The 21,609-nt window shown below is 45.2% G+C and carries 22 protein-coding genes; 19 read left to right on the top strand and 3 right to left on the bottom strand.

The window, feature by feature from the left end:
* On the top strand, positions 1 to 924 hold a 924-nt coding region (gene queA / locus ACLTL4_RS01570), incomplete at its 5' end, for a tRNA preQ1(34) S-adenosylmethionine ribosyltransferase-isomerase QueA (RefSeq protein WP_412320168.1).
* A gap of 40 nt (positions 925 to 964) precedes the next feature.
* Here queA and ACLTL4_RS01565 read toward each other — a convergent pair.
* Both ACLTL4_RS01565 and ACLTL4_RS01560 read right to left on the bottom strand, forming a co-directional pair.
* Positions 965 to 1,783, bottom strand: a complete 819-nt coding sequence (locus tag ACLTL4_RS01565; RefSeq protein WP_215660816.1) for a polysaccharide deacetylase family protein — start codon at positions 1,781 to 1,783, stop codon at positions 965 to 967.
* A gap of 83 nt (positions 1,784 to 1,866) precedes the next feature.
* Positions 1,867 to 2,460 (bottom strand): DUF3783 domain-containing protein, encoded by a 594-nt coding sequence (locus ACLTL4_RS01560; protein WP_412290653.1) that lies wholly within the window; start codon positions 2,458 to 2,460, stop codon positions 1,867 to 1,869.
* Positions 2,461 to 2,554: 94 nt separating this feature from the next.
* On the opposite strand from ACLTL4_RS01560, the gene ACLTL4_RS01555 reads away from it, so the two are divergent.
* From ACLTL4_RS01555 to ACLTL4_RS01510, 10 genes are all read left to right on the top strand, one after another.
* Positions 2,555 to 3,214, top strand: a complete 660-nt coding sequence (locus ACLTL4_RS01555) for a YkgJ family cysteine cluster protein (RefSeq protein WP_022119612.1) — start codon at positions 2,555 to 2,557, stop codon at positions 3,212 to 3,214.
* Positions 3,211 to 4,182, top strand: coding sequence for a tRNA dihydrouridine synthase (locus tag ACLTL4_RS01550; protein ID WP_022119613.1), 972 nt, complete (start codon positions 3,211 to 3,213; stop codon positions 4,180 to 4,182). The genes ACLTL4_RS01555 and ACLTL4_RS01550 overlap by 4 nt, the downstream gene beginning before the upstream one ends.
* A 10-nt stretch (positions 4,183 to 4,192) precedes the next feature.
* On the top strand, positions 4,193 to 5,563 hold the full coding sequence (locus ACLTL4_RS01545; protein WP_412290655.1) for a hemolysin family protein: 1,371 nt from the start codon (positions 4,193 to 4,195) through the stop codon (positions 5,561 to 5,563).
* On the top strand, positions 5,550 to 6,116 hold the full coding sequence (locus ACLTL4_RS01540; protein ID WP_147631411.1) for a DUF2284 domain-containing protein: 567 nt from the start codon (positions 5,550 to 5,552) through the stop codon (positions 6,114 to 6,116). Before ACLTL4_RS01545 ends, ACLTL4_RS01540 begins: the two co-directional genes overlap by 14 nt.
* A 112-nt stretch (positions 6,117 to 6,228) precedes the next feature.
* Positions 6,229 to 6,504, top strand: coding sequence for a YabP/YqfC family sporulation protein (locus tag ACLTL4_RS01535; protein ID WP_022119797.1), 276 nt, complete (start codon positions 6,229 to 6,231; stop codon positions 6,502 to 6,504).
* Between the two features lie 12 nt (positions 6,505 to 6,516).
* Positions 6,517 to 7,752 carry a sporulation protein YqfD gene (gene yqfD, locus ACLTL4_RS01530; RefSeq protein WP_412320167.1) on the top strand — a complete coding sequence of 412 codons (1,236 nt, stop codon included), beginning with the start codon at positions 6,517 to 6,519 and terminating at the stop codon, positions 7,750 to 7,752.
* Entirely contained in the window at positions 7,749 to 8,780 is a 1,032-nt protein-coding gene (locus ACLTL4_RS01525) for a PhoH family protein (RefSeq protein ID WP_022118631.1), read from the top strand. The genes yqfD and ACLTL4_RS01525 overlap by 4 nt, the downstream gene beginning before the upstream one ends.
* Positions 8,777 to 9,274 carry an rRNA maturation RNase YbeY gene (gene ybeY, locus ACLTL4_RS01520; RefSeq protein ID WP_022118630.1) on the top strand — a complete coding sequence of 166 codons (498 nt, stop codon included), beginning with the start codon at positions 8,777 to 8,779 and terminating at the stop codon, positions 9,272 to 9,274. The genes ACLTL4_RS01525 and ybeY overlap by 4 nt, the downstream gene beginning before the upstream one ends.
* Positions 9,275 to 9,286: 12 nt before the next feature.
* Positions 9,287 to 10,414: a DUF3048 domain-containing protein gene (locus tag ACLTL4_RS01515; protein ID WP_022118629.1), complete on the top strand. Its 1,128-nt coding sequence runs from the start codon at positions 9,287 to 9,289 to the stop codon at positions 10,412 to 10,414.
* Positions 10,415 to 10,493: 79 nt separating this feature from the next.
* Positions 10,494 to 12,149, top strand: a complete 1,656-nt coding sequence (locus ACLTL4_RS01510) for a polysaccharide biosynthesis protein (RefSeq protein ID WP_173865597.1) — start codon at positions 10,494 to 10,496, stop codon at positions 12,147 to 12,149.
* A gap of 53 nt (positions 12,150 to 12,202) precedes the next feature.
* Here the strand turns inward: ACLTL4_RS01510 and ACLTL4_RS01505 are convergent, their stop codons facing one another.
* Positions 12,203 to 12,571 carry a hypothetical protein gene (locus ACLTL4_RS01505; RefSeq protein ID WP_412291072.1) on the bottom strand — a complete coding sequence of 123 codons (369 nt, stop codon included), beginning with the start codon at positions 12,569 to 12,571 and terminating at the stop codon, positions 12,203 to 12,205.
* Positions 12,572 to 12,723: 152 nt separating this feature from the next.
* On the opposite strand from ACLTL4_RS01505, the gene proB reads away from it, so the two are divergent.
* The 8 genes from proB (at position 12,724) to mutS (ending at position 21,608) form a co-directional block, all read left to right on the top strand.
* On the top strand, positions 12,724 to 13,575 hold the full coding sequence (gene proB, locus ACLTL4_RS01500) for a glutamate 5-kinase (protein ID WP_022118626.1): 852 nt from the start codon (positions 12,724 to 12,726) through the stop codon (positions 13,573 to 13,575).
* Positions 13,576 to 13,656: 81 nt separating this feature from the next.
* Entirely contained in the window at positions 13,657 to 13,878 is a 222-nt protein-coding gene (locus ACLTL4_RS01495; RefSeq protein WP_179963772.1) for a DUF896 domain-containing protein, read from the top strand.
* Positions 13,859 to 14,416, top strand: coding sequence for a 5-formyltetrahydrofolate cyclo-ligase (locus ACLTL4_RS01490; RefSeq protein WP_412291073.1), 558 nt, complete (start codon positions 13,859 to 13,861; stop codon positions 14,414 to 14,416). Before ACLTL4_RS01495 ends, ACLTL4_RS01490 begins: the two co-directional genes overlap by 20 nt.
* Before the next feature lie 16 nt (positions 14,417 to 14,432).
* Positions 14,433 to 15,680: a glutamate-5-semialdehyde dehydrogenase gene (locus tag ACLTL4_RS01485; RefSeq protein WP_147631418.1), complete on the top strand. Its 1,248-nt coding sequence runs from the start codon at positions 14,433 to 14,435 to the stop codon at positions 15,678 to 15,680.
* A 316-nt stretch (positions 15,681 to 15,996) separates the two neighbouring features.
* On the top strand, positions 15,997 to 16,203 hold the full coding sequence (locus ACLTL4_RS01480) for a hypothetical protein (protein WP_412320166.1): 207 nt from the start codon (positions 15,997 to 15,999) through the stop codon (positions 16,201 to 16,203).
* Positions 16,203 to 17,666, top strand: a complete 1,464-nt coding sequence (gene miaB, locus ACLTL4_RS01475) for a tRNA (N6-isopentenyl adenosine(37)-C2)-methylthiotransferase MiaB (protein ID WP_412291075.1) — start codon at positions 16,203 to 16,205, stop codon at positions 17,664 to 17,666. Before ACLTL4_RS01480 ends, miaB begins: the two co-directional genes overlap by 1 nt.
* 96 nt (positions 17,667 to 17,762) lie before the next feature.
* Positions 17,763 to 18,818, top strand: a complete 1,056-nt coding sequence (gene rsmH, locus ACLTL4_RS01470; RefSeq protein ID WP_412291076.1) for a 16S rRNA (cytosine(1402)-N(4))-methyltransferase RsmH — start codon at positions 17,763 to 17,765, stop codon at positions 18,816 to 18,818.
* A 117-nt stretch (positions 18,819 to 18,935) separates the two neighbouring features.
* Positions 18,936 to 21,608 carry a DNA mismatch repair protein MutS gene (gene mutS, locus ACLTL4_RS01465; RefSeq protein ID WP_173897131.1) on the top strand — a complete coding sequence of 891 codons (2,673 nt, stop codon included), beginning with the start codon at positions 18,936 to 18,938 and terminating at the stop codon, positions 21,606 to 21,608.
* The last annotated feature ends 1 nt before the right edge of the window (position 21,609 follow it).

Here is a 21,609-nt window from a genome sequence, read left to right as displayed (position 1 = left end):
AGCGGAAAGACGCAGCATCGCGTTTTTCGTGATATCATTGAATATCTGAACCCGGGAGACTGTCTGGTAGTCAACAATACGAAAGTAATCCCGGCAAGACTCTATGGAAGCAAGATCGGAACGGATGCAAAGATTGAAGTACTGCTTCTAAAAAGAAGAGAGAATAATGTCTGGGAGACGCTGGTAAAACCGGGGAAGAAATGTCGTGTCGGTGCAAGAATCAGTTTTGGCGAAGGGCTGCTGATCGGTGAGGTGATCGATGTGGTTGACGAAGGAAACCGTCTGATCCGTTTTGAGTATGAGGGGATTTTTGAGGAAATCCTGGATAAACTGGGACAGATGCCGCTGCCGCCGTACATCCATCACCAGCTCAAGGACAAAAACCGTTATCAGACGGTGTATGCAAAGCACGATGGATCTGCCGCAGCACCGACAGCCGGACTGCATTTTACACCAGAACTGTTGGAAGAAATCAAAAAGAAAGGCGTTCACATTGCACATGTGACTTTACATGTCGGACTTGGAACCTTTCGTCCGGTCAAGGTAGAAGATGTGACAGATCATCACATGCACTCGGAGTTTTACATTGTGGAGCCGGAGCAGGCGGAGCTGATCAACCGTGTGAAAAAAGAAGGCGGGAAGATTGTGGCAGTCGGAACGACAAGCTGCCGTACGCTGGAGTCGGCAACCGATGAAAACGGTATTTTAAAAGCAGGAAGCGGATGGACGGACATCTTTATTTATCCTGGTTATCCGTTTAAAATGATCGACCGTCTGATCACAAACTTCCACCTGCCGGAGTCTACACTGATGATGCTGGTTTCCGCACTGGCCGGAAAAGATAAGATCATGGCTGCTTACGAGGAAGCGGTAAAAGAGCGTTATCGTTTCTTCTCCTTTGGGGATGCTATGTTTATTATGTAGTGCTTAAGAATGCCCCGGCATTCTTCTGTGCACCTCTGATCTACAGTTTGTCAGCAAGTTCAGATAACGGAGCGAAATGATACCCCATTTCTTCCCATTTTGTCAGAAGTTCATCGAGAATGGCTGCATTCGTAGAAGAGGTGCTGTGAAGCAAAACTACGGCTCCCGGATGGATGCGGCTTAAAAGTTTGGAAAAAGCCTGCTCTTTTGTTGGCTGCTCATCTTGAATCCAGTCCACGTAGGCGAGACTCCAGAAGAAGGTTTTGTAGCCAAGTTCTTTTGCCATTTCAAGGTTGGAGGTGCTGTATTTTCCCTGAGGTGGGCGGTAGTAGTGAGCCATTTCGCTTCCGGTGATCGACTGAAAAAGTGTTTTCACATCATTCAACTCTTTTTCAAAAGCTTCCTTTGTGGAGATTTTAGACATATCCGGATGATGATAAGTGTGGTTGCCGACGATGTGACCTTCCGCTACCATGCGTTTGGTAAGTTCCGGACTGGTTTCCAGAAAATTTCCGACGACAAAGAAAGTGCCAACCGCCTGATGGTTTTTCAGGGCATCCAGAATAGCAGGCAGATTGCCGTTTTCATATCCGGCATCAAAGGTGAGGTAAATGACTTTTTCGTCTGTTTCATCTGCGTAGGCTGCCTGATATTTTGCAAGCTCAGAAGGCGTGGCGTTGCCGACAGGCCGCACACCTTCTTCCTGAAAACTGAGTCCCCAGTTGCCTTCTGAAGAAGATGAGGCAGGAAGTACCGTGGTCGGCTGTGAAAACAGATAATGGATCCCGAATCCGGAAAAGTAGGCGGCTGTCAGAAGCAAGAGTGTGACAGCTGCTTTTTTGAACGGAAAAACAGACATAAAAAACCCCCTGGTATGAAATTGGTTATTTATATGAAAAAACAACCAGAGATATACCAGGGGATTCATTTTAACTGCTGTATTTACAGCGGCAGAATTTTCCCATCTGCGGTTACGAGAACCGTACTGTTTTCATCGATATGATCTGCATAGAGCTGATTATCTTCTGCCATCAGGCAGAATTCTTCGGATTCCTGCTCATAACGCAGGTAAACATGATCCATTGCAATCACCCCATCCGGTCGTCCTTCACATCCAAAATCCGACTCTTCGATACGTGTGACGATTGCTCTTCTTGCATGCATCCGTGCATGTTCTTTTGCAATCTCCTGATAGAGTGCGAAAAATGTCCAGTCTGCATTGGTATCGGTCACGATCGCCTTCAGGTCGATGGAAGGAATGCCGGCTTTTTTCAAATAAGAAAACAGCACATCCATTCGCACACCAGAAAAATGATCCATCACCAGCACAGATTGTGGAATTTTTGAAAAAGGGACATCGGAAGTACTTTTTTCGAAGCCTGTACGACCGGTGAGATAGCCGATCTTCTGAGCAGTAGATGCGGCATCCAGAATACGAAACTGGATACCGAGCTGAACGAAGATGGATTTGATTTTCGGCAGGTATTTTGGCTTCTTCGGGTAATATAATAAAACGGTTTCCTGTACAGGGTTCATAGATCTACTCCTTGTTTGGTTGATTTTTGTTGAATATTCTTGAAATTTATAGTACTCTTAACAGGAGCAGATGTCAATATGAGGAGGGAGAAAGGTGAAACGTAATATCGATATAAAAGAAATTTCAGACGGAAAGCTGTATGGGCCAAATGATATGGTAAAAGCAGACTGCAGGGGATGTGAGGGATGTTCTGCCTGCTGTCATGGGATGGGCACTTCGATCGTGCTGACACCGCTTGATATTTACCGGCTTGAAAAGGAGCTGAACGCTTCTTTTGGAGAACTGATGACAAAAGGTGTGGAACTGAATCTGGCGGACGGTGTGATCCTGCCGAACCTGGCCATGCGTGGTGAAAAGGAAGCCTGTGCTTTTTTGAATGATTCCGGGCGATGCACGATCCATGGGGCAAGACCGGATATCTGTCGTCTCTTTCCGCTTGGCAGAATCTATGAGGAAAAAGGATTTCGCTATTTTTTGCAAGTCTACGAGTGTGAAAAGAAAGACCGGCTCAAGGTGAAAGTGAAAAAATGGATCGATATTCCAGATCCTGCACGCCATGATAAATTTATTTCTGACTGGCATGCTTATCTGAAAAAGCAGGAGGAGATTCTGGAAAACGATTCGTCGGATGAAAGCAGAAAAGCGGTATCCATGGGAATTTTGAATACGTTTTATGTGCGAAACTATGACAGGACAAGGGATTTCTATGAACAGTTTTACGAAAGATTAGAGGAGACGGAAGCAGTATTATGAGATATTATCTTGCACCGCTTGAGGGGATCACGGGATATATTTTCCGCAATGCACATACCAGGCTTTTTACACCGGCCGATAAATATTTTTCCCCGTTTCTGGTTCCGAAACCAAACAGCGGAAAACAGTTCAGTGCAAAAGAAAAGGCCGATATCCTTCCCGAGCATAATCAGAACATCCATCTTGTCCCACAAATCATGACAAACAAAGCAGCAGATTTTATTGCCATGACAAAGGCTCTGGAAGAATATGGTTATCAGGAAGTCAATTTAAATCTGGGTTGTCCGTCCAGAACGGTTGTCACCAAAGGCAGAGGAGCCGGGTTTCTTTCAGATCCTGAGACACTGCAATTTTTTTTTGATGAAGTTTTTCGGGAAATAAAGATCAAAATTTCAGTGAAAACGAGGATCGGTCTGGAACATGCAGAGGAATTTCAGGATCTGCTTTCGGTATACAATCAGTTCCCATTTGAAGAACTGATCATACATCCACGTGTACAGTGCATGTATTATAATGGAACGCCGGATATGGAAACGTTTGCATATGCCTGCCAAAACAGCAAAAACAGTCTCTGTTACAATGGAGATCTGTTCCGAAAAGCAGATTTTGAAAGATTCAGGGAGCAGTATCCAAAAGTTCCGGCAGTAATGTTTGGACGCGGAGTGCTTGCCAATCCGGAACTGATCGGTGAAATAAAAGGCAAAAATGCCATGGACAAGATGAGGTTTCGTGTATTCCATGACTGCATTTTTGAAGCATACCGGGAAGCATTTCAGGATGATAAAAATGCCATGTTTAAAATGAAAGAATTCTGGTACTATGCGGCAGATATGTTTACCGCTTCTTCGAAATATGCAAAGAAGATCAAAAAGACGAAGAGTGTCTCGACGTACGAGGAAACGGTGGCACAGCTGTTTGATGAACAGGAGCTGATCGCGGGGGCGGGATTCTCAAAAAAGACAGAGTGAGGGAGCATTTATGATTGCAGACAGTCCTTTGATAGGAAAAATAATTTTGATCCTGGTTCTGATCGCCATTGATGCGTTCTGTTCTTGTGCGGAGATCGCAGTGATCTCACTGGATGCATCGGAACTGGAGAAAATGGCGGAAGAAAAAAACAAAAAAGCAGAAAGACTTTTGAAATTTTTAAGACAGCCGGAGAAATTTCTGACCATGATCCAGGCGGTGATCACACTGTGCGGATTTCTGATCAGTGCCTTTACGGCAGATCTGCTTGCACTGTGGATGACCGGTCTTGTGATGGAGCAATTTGCACACCTGGTTTCGGCAAAAGTCTGGCATAATATCTTTCTGGTGCTGATCACGTTTTTGCTTTCCTATGTGGTGCTGGTCTTTGGTATCCTGCTGCCAAAGCGTCTTGCGGCAAAACGGGGGCAGAAGCTGGCATTTCGGATGAGCGAGCTTCTGGAAGTGTTCTGGATCGTTTTTTCGCCGTTTACGGCTCTTTTAAATGCGACTACAAATCTTCTGTTACGTCTTTTCGGGATCGATCCAAATGCGGAGGCGGTGGAAGTCAGCGAGGAAGAGATACGGAAAATGGCAGATGCCGGAAGCAAAAAAGGTGTGATCGATTTGGAGGAAAATGAGATCATCCAAAATCTGTTTGAATTTGATGACATGGCAGTGGATGAGTTTGCCACGCATCGGACAGACATCACGCTTCTGTGGACGGATGAGACGCTGCAACAGTGGGAGGAGACCATTCACGACAGCCGCCACACCGTTTATCCGGTCTGCGAAGAGACGGTTGATCATGTGGTCGGCGTATTGAATATCAAGGATTTCTTCCGGTTCCGCGGGCGGACAAAGGATTTCATTATGAAGCATGCCGTGAAACCGGCTCAGTTTATCCCGAAATCGGTAAAAGCAGATGTTCTGTTTCGGCGGATGAAAGTCTCACATAACCATTTTGCGGTGGTTCTGGATGAGTATGGCGGCATGGTAGGTATTGTCACGATGAACGATCTGTTAGAGCAGCTGGTCGGGGATCTGGAAGATGATTTGGCAGAGCTTGCCGAAGAGCCGAAAATCTCCCGGATTTCAAAGGATACCTGGAAGATTGACGGCGGTGTAGATCTGGAAGATGCTGCGGAGGCACTGGAAGTGGAACTTCCGGTGGAGGATTATGATACCTTTGGCGGTTTTGTCTTTGGCATATACGGAACGATCCCATCCGATGGAACACAGTTTGAGGTCGATGCATGCGGACTGCATATCAAGATTCTTTCCATTAAAGAACATCGTCTGGAGTCGGCGGTCGTCTGTAAAACGACAGGTTCAGAAAATGCGGCAGAACAAGAAAGAAGTGAAAAAAATGAAGATAAGTGAAGCGGATCTGTTTGAAAAGATCGAAGCATTTCTTGCAGATTATCCAATTTGTCAGTATGGATTTCTGAAAAGTGAGGATATTCTGTTTTCAGATAAAGTGCGGTATATCTGCGAAAAGGAGTGTCCAAGGTATGGAAAGTCCTGGTCCTGCCCGCCGGCTGTGGGAGAGGTTGCGGACTGTAAAAAACACTGCATTTCTTATCAGTATGCACTGGTGTTTACGACGCTCTCGGAAGTGGAAGATATTGACGATATGGAAGAGACGCTTGCAACCAGGCCGGAGCATGAAGAGGTTGTCCACGCGATCTGTCAGGAACTGGAGCAGTTATCCGAAGCATACTTTGCTCTTTCTTCCGAATCCTGTGCAATCTGCAGCCAGTGTGCATACCCTGAAAGTTGCCGCCATCCGGAACATATGATCCCATGTATTGAGAGTCAGGGGATTTTAGTGACGGATGCGGCAGAAAAATGCGGCATCGAATATTTTTATGACCGTCATACCGTTACCTGGTACGGCATTATTTTTTTTCATCATGATCAAAAGAGCTGCTGATTTCCAAAAAGGATCGTAAAACAGATCAGCAGGAGAAACTAAGAAAGCAAAGGGCAGGTATTTTTTGGAAACGCATCACATAAACTGCATAATAAAAGGTGATGACAGCGGTATGAGTTCGAAAAAGAAAGCGATCCGGCAGCGTATTTTAGAATCTGCCCAGATACCGGAGGATCTCTCCAGAGGAGCCGTTCTTCTTCAGATAACCGGAAGAGAAGAGGTATACATAGAGAATTTCAGGGGGATTTTAGAATATACAGACTGCGGTATTTTGATCCTCGGGAAGCAGGGAAGGATTTTGATCGAAGGCAGATACCTTCAGATTCCGTTTTATACCTCAGAAGAGATGAAAATTACCGGACAGATCGACCAGATCCGCTATTTATAAGGAGGCAAAAGCTTGGTTTTGAAGCTTCTTTTATACCGAAAAGGGATGCTGAGGATAAGCGTAACAGGTGAAAGTTATGACCGCTTTTTAAATCTCTGTGCAAATCATGGAATTGCACTGTGGAATCTGGAGTATCATGGAAATGCCTATGAGATGGATATTTCGGTTCAGGGATTTCGCATGCTGCGTCCGCTTGTGAAAAAAAGCAGAACCAGAGTGAGGATCATACGGCGGCAGGGACTGCCGTTTTTTTTATATCGCTGCCGGAAGAAAAAGATGCTGTTTGCCGGACTGCTGTGCGGTATCCTGCTTCTGTATTTCATGTCCTGCTTTTTGTGGCGGATCGATATTGAGGGAAATCAGCAGATTACAAGAGGACAGATCTGTCGCTATCTGGAAACCGTGCATATTGAAAACGGCACTCGTATTTCCGTGATCGACTGCAAAGAACTGGCGGCGATGCTGCGAAAACAGTTTGATGCTTTTACCTGGGTTTCCGTAAAACAGGAAGGAACCAGACTGCTGATCCAGGTAAAAGAGAGCACAGATCCTGAGGCAAATGTGGAAAATAATGAAAAAAAAGAAACAGAAGGAACAAATCCTGCAAATCTGCCCACGGATCTGATCGCAGATAAAAACGGTGTCATAACATCCATGATCACAAGAAAAGGAGTACCAATGGTGTCAGTCGGTGACACGGTGAAAAAGGGTGACTTGCTTGTGAAAGGAGAGCTGGAGATCCTGGATGACTCCGGGGAAGTATCCGGTTATCAGTACTGTGCTTCGGATGCAGATATTTTTCTTAAAACTTCTTATGAATATCGGGAAAAGATACGATTAAAGAGAAAAGAGAAGCATTACAGCGGAAAAGAGAAACAAAAGATCGGACTTCGAGTCGGAAAATGGCAGATGTATCTGCCGGGTGCCGGCAAAAAAATGCAGACGTTTGATACGGTGACAGAGATGCATCCACTATGCATTTTTCAGAATTTTTATCTTCCGGTTTCTTTTGAAAAGCAGCAGTTTTTCGAGTATACATACGAAACGGTGACATTGACAGAAGAAGAAGCATCTGCCATGGCTGAAAAAGATCTGTATGATTTTCTGAATAAAATTCAGGAAAAAGGGGTTCAAATATTTGAAAATAATGTTAAAATAGAATTTGATACAAACTATTGCATCGCAAAAGGGTCTGTTATTTTGATAGAGAAGGCCGGAAAAAGTGTAGAAAGGATAACAACGGAATGAGTATTGTAGAAGCAAGTATTTCTGTTCCGGCGGAGCATGAAACAAATGTTTTCGGACAATTTGACCAGCATATAAAAAAGATGGAGCGGGCACTGAATATCACCGTTGTGAACCGTGATGGCGTTTTAAAGATCATCGGCGGGGAGACGGCAGTGAACAAAGCCAGGAAGATTTTTGAACAGCTGATCGAACTGTCAAAGCATGGAAATATTATTCAGGAACAGAATGTTGACTATGCGATCGCACTTTCTTATGAGGATAAAGAAGAAGCACTTTCTGCGATCGACCAGGATACGATCTGCCATACGATCAACGGAAAGCCGATTAAACCAAAGACGCTTGGACAGAAGCAGTATGTTGATGCAATCCGCAAAAAGATGATTGTTTTCGGGATCGGTCCTGCCGGAACCGGAAAGACTTATCTGGCCATGGCGATGGCGATCCAGGCATTTAAAAACGATGAGGTCGGCAGGATCATTCTGACCAGGCCCGCGATCGAGGCAGGAGAAAAGCTTGGATTTCTGCCGGGGGATCTGCAAAGCAAGATTGATCCGTATCTGCGTCCGCTCTATGATGCACTGTATCAGATCATGGGACCGGAAAGTTTTGCCAAAAACATGGAAAAAGGATTGATTGAAGTAGCACCGCTTGCCTATATGCGGGGAAGGACTCTGGACAATGCCTTTATCATTCTGGATGAGGCACAGAATACGACGCCGGCACAGATGAAAATGTTCTTAACAAGAATCGGTTTTGGCTCAAAAGTTATCATCACTGGTGACAAAACGCAGAAAGACCTTCCATCCAGTGCCGCTTCCGGACTGGATGTAGCCATGAAAGTCCTGAAAAAAGTAGATGGGATTTCGTTCTGTGAACTGACCAGCAAAGACGTTGTACGTCATCCGCTGGTGCAGAAGATTGTGCAGGCCTATGAGGAATACGAAAAGAAAGCTGTACAGAAAAAGACAGACAGAACGGTGAAGAGCAAAACGAAGACTTCGACGGGTACAACAAGGAGAAAATCATGACACTGAATTTTGAGAGCGAGTACGAAAAAGAGCTGCCGTTTGATGCCAGGGAAGTGGCGGAAAAGGTATTTACATTTACAATGGATTATCTTGGCTGTCCTTATGAGGCAGAAGTAAGCCTTCTGCTGACCGATGATGAGACCATCCACCAGATCAACAAAGAACAACGTGATATTGACCGTGCCACTGATGTGCTGTCTTTTCCGATGACAGACTATGTCACAGAAGGTGATTTTGCATTTCTGGAGGAGGAAGGGGCAGACTGTTTTCATCCGGAAACGGGAGAACTACTGCTTGGCGATATCGTGATATCCGGTGACAAGGTGTTGCAGCAGGCAGAAAGCTACGGCCATTCTCCGCTTAGGGAGTATGCTTTTTTGATTGTACACAGTCTTCTGCATCTGGTCGGATACGATCATATGGAAGAGCAGGAAGCAAAACGTATGGAAAAGAAACAGGCAGATGTCCTGGAATCCATGGGAATTACAAGATAGGGGGAAGAAAGAATGAAAAAGAAATTAGCAGTTCTGGCGGCTGTACTGATGGCAAGTGCCGTACTTGGAGGCTGTGCACAGAAAGCACCGGAAACCGAGACACAGACACAGACGCAGACGGAAACGCAGACTGAAACGGAAACCGAAACGGTTGCAACCGAAGCGGGAACGTTTGATCAGGGAGAGGCACTGCCGAAAGGAAAAGTACGCAGCTACCTGACCGGAAAGATCGTTGATAAAAAGATCGGTCGGAAAAGACCGTATGCGATCATGCTCAATAACATTTACGGTGCCATTCCGCAGGCCGGTATCGAACGTGCCGATGTGGTATACGAAGCTCCGGTAGAAGGTGCGATCACAAGACTGATGGGTATTTTTGAAGACTACGACGGGATGGAGAAGATTGGTTCTGTTCGAAGCTGTCGTGAGTATTATGTGCATTTTGCAAAAGAATTTGATGCATTGTATGTACATTATGGACAGGCTGTTTATGCGTGTGAAATTCTGAACAGCAACATTGACAACATCAGCGGACTTTCTTCTCAGGAGGGATTTGGACAGCTTTATGGATATGCCGGAGAAGAGACGTTTTACCGCACGGATGACAGACCGTCTCCGCACAACTGTTATACCAGTGCCGACCGTCTGATCGAAGCGACAAAAAAACTGTGTTACAGCCGAGAGTATGATAAGGATTACGATGGTCATTATCAGTTTGCGGGCGACGATCAGACCGTCACCTTTACAGATCCGGCAACCCATATTGAACCGGGATATGAAGTAAATGAACCGTGGTTTGACTATAATGCAGATGAAGGTGTATACTATCGTTATCAGTATGGCGACGCACAGATCGATCAGCTGACCGGAGATCAGCTGAAATACGATAATGTCATTTTCCAGCTTTGCGAATGTTATCCGCTGGATGATCACGGATACCTTGCCATTGAGGCAGAAAAAGGTGGTACCGCGTATGTCTTCACAAAGGGAACTTACGAAAAATGTACCTGGACCAAGGATGATATTGAGAGTCCGGCACGTTATTTTGATGAAGATGGAAATGAGATTACCATCAATCAGGGAAAGACCTGGGTATGTGTTGTTTATGATACAAAAGAAGACCAGATCGTGATCGAATAAAAAAATACAGAAAATATACCCCGTCGCAGGTGCGTCTGCCTGGTTCGCTGCCCGCGGGAACAAAGAGGTATGATAAAATATGAGTAAAAAGAGTTCAAGCAAAACAAATTTTCTGGCACAGGGGACGATTCTTGTAATCGCCTCCTTTGTCGCAAAAGCAATCGGTATGATCTACCGTATTCCGCTCACTCACATTTTGGGGGATGACGGAAACGGTTATTATTCTACCGCAAATGAGATTTATACTATTATCCTGATGATTTCTTCTTTCAGCCTTCCGCTTGCTGTATCCAGGCTGGTAGCAGAGCGGGAGTATGCAGGAGAAGTGAAAAATTCCTACAAGGTTCTGATCTGTTCCCTGCGTTTTGCGGCCGTGACAGGCGGTATTCTTTCCATTCTGACTTTCCTGCTTGGCGGTGTGATCACCAAGTATGTGATGGGGGTGGAGCTTGCAAGCTATGCACTTCGTGTCCTTGCACCGGCGATCTTTCTTTTTGCACTGACCGGTGTACTGCGTGGATTCTTCCAGGGACACGGTACGATGGTCCCGACAGCGGTGTCGCAGATCATTGAGCAGATCATCAATGCCATCGTTTCGGTAGCCGGTGCTTATGTGATGCTGCAGTACGGCCTGAAGCTTGGTGAGAAAAAAGGCGATGCGGAGCTTGGAACCGCACTTGCAGCAGCAGGAGGTACATTTGGAACGGTCGCCAGCGTCGGTGTGGCACTGCTGTTTATGATAGTGATCTATCTTGGCTATCGTAACGGTTTCAAACGCCGCATGAAAAAGGACAAAACAAGAAGAAGAGAATCTGACCGTGCCATTTACCGTGCGATTACTTACACTATTCTTCCAATCGTGCTCAGTACGCTGGTATATAATATCAGCACGATCATCGACCAGGGCGTGTTCAACCACATTCTGGCAGGCATGGGATTTACCCAGAAACAGTATGCAACCGTCTGGGGCATCTACAGCGGTAAATTCCGCGTGTTGATGAACGTCCCGCTGTCGATCGCATCCTGTCTGGCACCTTCGGTTGTACCGGCTCTGACAGAGGCGATGGCGAACAATGATTTACGGGAAGCCGGACTTCGGACCCGCGATACGATCCGCTATACCATGGTATTTACAATCCCGTGTGCAGTCGGTATGGCGGCACTGGCAAGACCAATCATGATGATGCTCTACGGAAACAACGACAGTCTGGCCCTTGCGGCAGGCATTATGCAAAGCGGAGCACTTCTGACCGTCCTTCTGGCACTGTCTACGCTTACCACCGGTATTTTACAGGGACTTGGTGAGATGCAGGCACCGCTTGTGCATGCAGCGACAGCCGTGGCGATCCATCTTGGATTTTTAGTTCTGTTTGTTGTAAAGTTTAAATGGAACATTTATGGAGTAGTCTATGCAAACATTATTTTCGGACTGATCATCTGTCTGCTCAATGCACGTTCCATCCGCAAAAAACTGCACTATCGCCAGGAGATTAAAAAGACCTTCCTGGTTCCGGTGATCGCGGCCGGTGTGATGGGCATTGCCGCATATCTGGTACACAGAGTGTTCAATCTGTTTGCCGGAAATACGATCTCAACGATCCTGGCGGTATGCGTGGGAGCTGTTGTCTATGGTATCTGTCTTGTAAAACTTGGCGGTATCCTGGAGCGTGAGATCCGCAGACTTCCAAAAGGTGATCTGCTGGCAGATCTTCTGATTCGGCTGAATATACTGTAATAGCAGTCATGTGTAAAAACAGGCCGTGAGCTTTGATGTTCACGACCTGTTTTCTAACTGCTGTAATTTTCCAGAAAATCATAAAGTTCTTTTTCGGTCCGGATATATTTTCCGTTTCTAATTTCTGTTTTCAGAGCGTCCGGCAGGCTGCTTAAGCGGATGCTGGTGTTTTCGTACAACGTTTCTTTATCATCCAGATAAATTGAGACGAAGCCCTGTTCTTCTGTAAGATAATATTGATATACCGGATGCGGATTCCCGGCATTTGCCGGAGCAGAGCGTATGGTTTCACTTTCATGATCGGCAGATTCTTCGGCGGAAGGCGGATTTCCGGTGATATAGTGATAGCTTAAATTGTAGGCGGTGCAAATCAGAAGAAGTAAGAGAAATGCTGCCGCAAAATAAATAGGCCAATGTTTCATGATCTTTTTCATCTCCTTTTTTTCAGTATTTCCGCTTTTTCCTGTTTTATCCGGGCAATTGACCTCTGGACGTACCTGACAAAATGGTGTAAGATAGCATGGAAAATGATCTGCAGACGAGCAGCAGATGGATGATACTTCAGGAGGAAAACATGAACAGCAGTATCAGAGAAATATTAAAAGATAAAAAGCGAATTGTGATAAAGATTGGTTCTTCGTCCCTGACTCACCCGGAGACAGGGGCGTTGAACCTTACGAAACTGGAAGTTCTGGTGCGTGAGATCAGTGATCTCCATAATATGGGCAAAGATGTGATTGTGGTATCATCGGGGGCGATTGCGGTCGGAAGAAGAGCTGCAGGTCTCGGACACCGACCAAGTGAAACAAAAGAAAAACAGGCATGTGCTGCAATCGGACAGGCCAGACTGATGATGATCTATCAGAAGCTTTTTTCGGAGTACAATCAGCTGGCAGCACAGATCCTGATGACCAAACGTACCGTTATGGACAATCTGAGTCGTTTTAATGCACTGAATACCTTTCAGGAACTGTTAAAATTAGGGGCGATTCCGATTGTAAATGAAAACGATACGGTTTCCACGTATGAGATGCAGTTTGGTGATAATGATACGCTTTCTGCGATCGTAGCGGCATTGATCGATGCAGATCTGCTGCTCCTGCTGTCGGATATTGACGGTCTGTTTACGGATGATCCGAACAGCAATCCAAATGCGGAATTAATCCATGTAGTAGAAAAACTGGATGACCATTTGCTGAAAATGGGAAAGAGCACATCTACAAGCGATGTCGGCACCGGCGGTATGGCATCGAAATTGACAGCGGCAAAGCTCGCTTCCGCAGCAGGCACGGATATGGTCATTGCAAATGGAGAAGATTTCCGAAATATCCATCGTGTGATCGAAGGACAGGACTGCGGTACCCTTTTTCTTTCTCACAAAAAAGATGAGTTTTATCTGATGGATTATCTGGAAAAAATGTTATAATGCCGGGAATGTGCAAGTTGACTCTGGCATCATAGTTGGGGACTTTTGACACCCACATCATAAAATAAGGAGAAATATAGTATGATAACGGATGAAAAATTAGCAAGAATCAATGAACTTGCCAGAAAAGCAAAAGCAGAAGGACTGACAAGTGCCGAGACAAAAGAACGCGATGTGCTGAGAAGAGAATATATTGAAGCAGTCCGGGCAAACCTTCGCGGACAGCTGAACAATATCAATATTCAGGAACTGGATGGAAGCATTACAAATCTTGGTGAAAAATATGGAAAAAAAGGACATTAGAAAACAGGTTTTTGCACAGCGGGCAAAAACAAGTGAAGCATTTGTGCAGCAGCAGAGTTCTCTGATTGCCGGGAAGATTTTTGCACTGCCGCAGTTTCAGGATGCTTCCTGTATTTATGTGTATATGGATTACAACAAAGAAGCATCAACCAGACCGATCATTGAAGAAGCATGGAGACTTGGGAAAAAAGTGGCAGCACCAAAAGTTTTCGGTGAGGATATGCGATATTTTTACATTCATTCTTATGATGATGTGACTCCGGGATATTTTAATATACCGGAACCGGATGAGACGAGAAATCTGAAAGAAGCGGCAGATGAGACGGCACTGCTTCTGGTGCCGGGTGTGGCATTTGATAAAGATCGCCACCGCTGCGGATATGGAAAAGGATTTTATGACCGCTATTTAAGCAGACATACACAGCATGCTACCGTTGCCATGGCACTGGATTTTCAGATCGTAGAAACGGTTCCGTCAGATGTGTATGATATCTGCCCGCAGATGCTGATCACACCAACGATGATTTATGGAAAATAAAAAGGAGGATTTGTCAATGAAGCGAACACTGGACGAGATTGGAATGTATGCGATGGCTGCGAAGCCGCATATGCAGTTGCTTGGGACAACAAAAAAGAATCAGGCACTGGAAGCAGTTGCAAATGCATTGAATGAGAAAGCAGATTATCTGATCGCAGAAAATGAAAAAGATATGCAGGCCGGAAAAGAAGCCGGGATGCATCAGGGACTTCTGGACCGTCTTCTGCTGACCAAAGACCGCATTGCCCAGATGGCAGAAGGACTGGTACAGATCGCAGGGCTGGAAGACCCGATCGGGGAAGTGCTTTCTATGAAAAAACGCCCGAACGGACTGCTGATCGGTCAGAAACGTGTTCCGCTTGGCGTGGTTGGCATTATTTACGAATCCAGACCGAATGTGACGGCAGATGCCTTCGGACTCTGCTTTAAAACAGGAAATGTGGTCGTGTTGAAAGGCGGAAGCGATGCGATGCATTCCAACATTGCCATTGTAAAAGTGATCCGTGAAGCTTTAAGAGCGTGCAAAGTGGATGAGGATGCGATCCAGCTGATCGAGGATACCGACCGTGCCGTCACAACGGCATTGATGAAGCGGAAAGATTTTCTGGATGTTCTGATCCCAAGAGGCGGTGCGGGACTGATCCGTGCTGTTGTGGAGAACAGTACCGTTCCGGTGATCGAGACCGGAACAGGGAACTGCCATATTTATGTCGATGAAAGTGCAGATCTTGACATGGCCGTCAATATCATTTTCAATGCAAAGACACAGCGGATCGGGGTCTGCAATGCCTGTGAATCACTGGTGGTACATGAAAAAGTGGAAAAAGCACTGATGCCGCTGTTAAAGGCAAAACTGGATGAAAAATCAGTTGAGATCCGTGGCGATGAACAGGTACAGGAAAGCGTTTCCGGCATCGTTCCGGCTGTGGAGAGTGACTGGGGAAAAGAATATCTTGATTATATCCTCTCCGTTAAGACCGTTTCTTCCATCGACGAAGCAATCGCACATATCAACCGCTATAACACCGGACATTCCGAGGCGATCATCACAAGAGATTATGCAAATGCTCAGAAATTTCTTGAAGAAGTGGATGCAGCAGCTGTCTATGTCAATGCCTCCACAAGATTTACCGATGGCTTTGAATTTGGCTTTGGGGCTGAGATCGGGATCAGTACACAGAAACTCCATGCAAGAGGACCGATGGGGCTTACGGCACTGACGACCACGAAGTACATTATCTATGGAAACGGTCAGGTGCGTTAAAAGATAACGGGAATAGATAATGCCAATACCTGGAAGCAAGAGCGGAGGAATAGAAAGATATGTTAGGAAAATTAGGTATATTTTTCCTTGCCATTGGATTGGCAAAAATCGCATGGTATCTTATCTGGAAAGACAGAAAATATACTAGACAGTAATCGGATAAAAGTAAAGCATGATATAACAAACGGGCATCTGTTTAACAGATGTTCGTTTGTTATACGCTGAGAAAATTTAACGGAAAAAGCAGTTGAATTGACGGGAGATATTTTTAAGAAATTAAAATGTTTGCATTGGAGTAGATGAGATGATCAGGTATATGATTTGTAATATGGATCTTGATATTGATATTGGAAGATTGGTTCTGGCAGCAGCAATCATTTTTCTGCCGATGTACTTCTTTCAGAAGCTGGCAGACTGGAGCACGGCAAATCAGAAGAGTATAGCAGACCTTTCCGTTGCTTTTTGCAATATCGTATGTTATATTAGAAAAAGTTATTGCAATTATAGAAGGGAAGAAAATTAGTGACAAACAACGAAGAATTCGAAAAGATATTAGAGAACATTGACGAGAATGGTCCGGAGCCACAGGAAGAACCGCAGAGACAGTATTATTTTATGAAAAAAGCCCGTGCCATCCTGAAACAGAAAGCAGAAGAACTGGGACGTCCGCTGACTGCGTGCACGGTGACCTTTGGCTGTCAGATGAATGCGAGGGACAGTGAAAAGCTGATCGGTATTCTGGAGAAGATCGGTTATGTAATGACAGAAGACGAACATGCAGATTTTGTGATCTACAATACCTGTACGGTCCGTGAGAATGCAAATCAGCGAGTTTACGGACGACTCGGAGCTTTAAACAGCATGAAAAAGAAAAATCCGCATATGCTGATCGGTCTGTGCGGCTGTATGATGCAGGAGCCGGAAGTTGTAGAAAAACTGAAAAAGAGCTACCGTTTCGTGGATCTGATTTTTGGAACACACAATATTTTTAAGTTTGCAGAGCTGATCTACACCAGACTGATCTCTGAACGTATGGTGATCGATATCTGGAAAGATACCACGCAGATTGTAGAGGAGCTTCCGGTGGAGCGAAAATATCCGTTCAAATCCGGTGTCAATATTATGTTTGGCTGCAACAATTTCTGCAGTTACTGTATCGTTCCATATGTCAGAGGACGTGAGAGAAGCCGTGAGCCGAAGGATATCATTCGTGAGATTAAAAAACTGGTTGCAGATGGCGTTGTGGAAGTGATGCTTCTTGGACAGAATGTCAATTCTTACGGCAAAAATCTGGAGCAGCCGATGACTTTTGCAGCTCTTTTAAGAGAAGCAGAAAAGGTAGAAGGCCTGAAGCGGATCCGTTTTATGACCTCTCATCCAAAGGATCTGTCGGATGAACTGATTGAGGTTATGAAAGAATCAAAGAAAATCTGTCCGCATTTTCATCTGCCGCTGCAGTCCGGCAGCAGTGCTATTTTAAAGAAAATGAACCGCCATTATACAAAAGAACGTTATCTGGAACTGGTTCGAAAACTTCGGGCGGCACTTCCGGATATTTCTCTGACAACGGATATTATTGTCGGCTTTCCGGGTGAAACAGAAGAAGATTTTATGGAGACGATGGAAGTGGTAAAAGAAGTGCAGTATGACAGTGCGTTTACCTTTATCTATTCCAAGCGTACCGGAACCCCGGCAGCTGTTATGGAAAATCAGATCCCGGATGATGTAGTGAAAGACCGTTTTGACCGTCTGCTTGCAGAAGTACAGGAAATTTCGAGAGAACGCTGTGCAAGATTTGAAGGACAGACGATGGATGTTCTGGTGGAAGATGTCAATGACCATGATCCGTCCCTTGTCACCGGAAGACTGACTAACAACCTGCTGGTACATTTTAAGGGTACAGAAGACTTGATCGGAAAAATCGTCGATGTGCATCTGGATGAGTGCCGCGGATTTTATTATATGGGAACGATGATTTCAAAATAAAGCCAAAAGAAACAAATCGAAGAAAACAGGCGTATTTTGCTTTTTCAGTCAGAAAAGGCGGGGTACGTCTGTATTCATGAACATAAGGAGAGGTTTATGCAGCAGGAGACACCAAAGCCGCACAAACGGCGTGTAAGATATAAAGGAAAATATCCGAAAAAATTTGAAGAAAAGTACAAAGAGCTGAATCCGGAAAAATATCAGGATACGGTTGAACATGTGATCCGAAAAGGGAATACACCGGCAGGTATGCACATTTCCATTATGGTGAAGGAAATCCTGGATTTTCTGAAAATCCAGCCGGGAGAAACCGGATTTGATGCCACGCTTGGATACGGCGGCCATACAAAGGCAATGATGGAATGTCTTCATGGAGAAGGCCATATGTATGCTACGGATGTGGATCCGGAAGAGTCGGCAAAGACAAAAAAGCGTCTGGAAGAACAGGGATTTGGGGAAAGGATTCTGACCATAAAGCTTCAGAATTTCTGTACGATCGATGAGATTGCAAAAGAAGCGGAAGGATTTGATTTTATTTTGGCGGATCTTGGTGTATCTTCCATGCAGATCGACAATCCGAAACGGGGATTTTCTTTCCGTGCGGACGGACCTTTGGATCTTAGACTGAATCAGCAAAAAGGAATCAGTGCGGCAGAAAGACTGGATCAGATCAGCAGAGAGGAACTTGCCGGGATGTTATATGAAAATTCAGATGAACCGTACTGCGAAGAGATCGCAAAAGCGATCACAGATGAGATCCGCAAAGGGAATCGCATCGATAGCACAACAAAACTGCGGACTGTTATCGAAAATACGCTGGATTTTCTTCCGGAAAAAGAGAAAAAAGATACGATCCGAAAGACCTGCCAGCGTGTGTTCCAGGCACTTCGCATTGATGTCAACCAGGAATTTGAAGTTCTGTATGAATTTATGGAAAAACTGCCGGATGCCTTAAAGCCGGGCGGACGTGTGGCAATCCTGACGTTCCATTCCGGGGAGGACAAACTGGTCAAAAAAGCACTGAAGGCCGGATACAAAGCAGGTATTTATTCGGACTATGCCAAAGATGTGATACGTCCGTCCATGCAGGAGTGTGCACAGAATGGCAGAGCCAGGTCAACGAAAATGCGTTGGGCGGTAAAAGCAGAGTAAGAACAGAGGTACAAGCATGTTTTGTGCAGAACAGGCACAAACAATAGAAATGAGATGAAAGAGGTTTGACCGTTGAGTACAACAGCAAAAAATAATAAAAAAAATTCCGTAACGCCGATGATGGCAAAATATCTGGAGACAAAGGAACAGTACAAGGACTGTATTCTTTTTTATCGCCTGGGTGATTTCTATGAAATGTTTTTTGACGATGCCCTGACGGCATCCAAAGCACTGGAGATCACACTGACAGGAAAAGACTGCGGACTTGAAGAGCGTGCTCCGATGTGCGGCATTCCTTATCATGCTGCAGATACATATCTGAACCGTCTGGTGGCAAAAGGATATAAGGTTGCAATCTGTGAACAGGTAGAAGATCCAAAGCAGGCGAAGGGACTGGTTAAGCGGGAAGTTATCCGCATTGTCACGCCGGGAACGAATCTGGATACTAACGCCATGGATGAGACAAAGCACAATTATCTGATGGCGATTGTGTGCATGGCGGATCGTTTTGGCGTCTCCATTGCCGATATTTCCACCGGTGATTATCTGGTGACGGAAGTGGATGGATGCAGAAAACTATTAGATGAGATCACAAAGTTTGCACCGACCGAGATCATCTGCAACGATTCCTTTTTTGTCAGCGGTGTGGATGTAGAAGATCTGAAAAACCGTCTTGGAATTGCCGTCAATGCCCTGGAAAACTGGTATTTTGGTGATGAACGCTGTAAGAAGACACTGCTGGACCACTTTCATGTCTCCAGCCTGGCAGGACTCGGACTTGGTGAGCTGAACTGCGGGATCATCGCAGCCGGTGCACTGCTTCAGTATCTGATGGAAACACAGAAAACAGCGATCGCAAACCTGACTTCGTTAAATACTTATTTTGCCGGAAAATACATGGTGATCGACAGCTCGACCAGAAGAAATCTGGAGCTTTGCGAAACTTTACGTGAAAAGCAGAAAAGAGGTTCCCTTCTGTGGGTTCTCGATAAGACAAAGACTGCGATGGGGGCAAGACTTCTGCGTTCCTTTATTGAGCAGCCGCTGATCGACAAGGAAGAAATATCAAACAGACTGGAAGCCGTCGGAGAATTAAAAGACAATGCGATCTGCAGGGAAGAACTGCGAGAATATCTTTCTCCGGTCTATGATCTCGAGCGTCTGATCAGTAAGATCAGCTACAAGACTGCAAATCCAAGAGATCTGATCGCATTCGGCACATCTCTGTCCATGCTGCCGCATATCAAATACATTTTATCTACGATGAAATCTCCGCTTCTTGTGGAAGTATGTGAGCAGATGGATGAACTTCAGGATGTGTGTGATCTGATCGACCGGGCAATTATGGAGGAGCCGCCGATCCAGATTAAAGACGGCGGTATCATCAAAGAAGGCTATAACGAAGAAATCGACCGTCTGCGTGCCGCAAAGACAGAAGGCAAGACCTGGCTGGCACAGCTGGAAGCCAAAGAACGTGAAAATACCGGCATCAAAAACCTGAAGATTAAATACAACAAGGTGTTTGGCTATTATCTGGAAGTGACAAACTCTTTTAAAGATATGGTTCCGGATTACTATACAAGAAAACAGACACTCACAAATGCTGAACGTTATATCACGCCGGAATTAAAAGAGCTGGAGGACATCATTCTCGGAGCGGAGGACAAGCTCTTTTCTTTGGAATACAATCTGTTTTCCGATGTAAGGGAACAGATCGCAAAAGAGGTAGAACGCATTCAGAAGACCGCAAAAGCAGTAGCGGCGATCGATGTCTTCGCTTCTTTGGCACTGGTTGCAGAACGTAATAACTATGTCTGCCCGAAAATGAATGAAAAAGGCGTGATCGATATCAAGAACGGCCGTCATCCGGTAGTTGAACAGATGATCGAAAACGATATGTTCATTGCAAACGATACTTACCTTGACAACAGCAAAAATCGTATTTCCATCATTACCGGTCCAAACATGGCAGGTAAATCAACATACATGCGTCAGAGTGCCCTGATTGTTTTGATGGCTCAGATCGGTAGCTTTGTTCCGGCATCTTCTGCGAAGATCGGCATTGTGGACCGTATTTTTACAAGGGTCGGAGCTTCCGATGACCTGGCAAGCGGACAAAGCACTTTTATGGTGGAAATGACAGAGGTTGCCAATATTCTTCGAAATGCAACTTCGAACAGTCTTCTGATTCTGGATGAGATCGGACGCGGAACGAGCACTTTTGACGGGCTTTCGATTGCATGGGCGGTGGTTGAGCATATCGCAAATACAAGACTTCTCGGGGCAAAAACGCTTTTCGCAACGCATTACCATGAACTGACCGAATTGCAGGGCAAATTATCGGGTGTGAATAATTACTGCATTGCTGTAAAAGAAAAGGGCGATGACATTGTATTTCTTCGAAAGATTGTAAAAGGCGGTGCGGATAAGAGTTATGGTATCCAGGTCGCAAAACTTGCCGGTGTTCCGGATTCCGTGATCGAACGTGCCAAAGAGCTGGTAGAAGAATTAAGTGATGCGGATATCACAGAGCGTGCAAAAGAGATTGAGGCAGCAGGCAGTGCACCGCAGGCAAAAACAGCGACAAAAGTCCGCAACCGTCCCAAAACCTACGATCAGGTTGATATGGGGCAGATGGCACTGTTTGACACTGCAAAAGATGAGGATATTTTAAAAGAATTAAGTGAGATGGAGATTGCTTCCATGACACCGCTGGAAGCATTAAATACATTGAACCGTCTGCAGAGCAAACTAAAAAACCGTTGGAGTGTAACAGGCGTACAGGGATGAT

The organism is Hominisplanchenecus sp. (genome assembly GCF_046967715.1).
GTDB lineage: Bacteria > Bacillota > Clostridia > Lachnospirales > Lachnospiraceae > Hominisplanchenecus > Hominisplanchenecus faecis.
The sequence above is the reverse complement of the archived record's forward strand: the minus strand, read 5'-3'. Positions and strand labels throughout refer to the sequence as shown.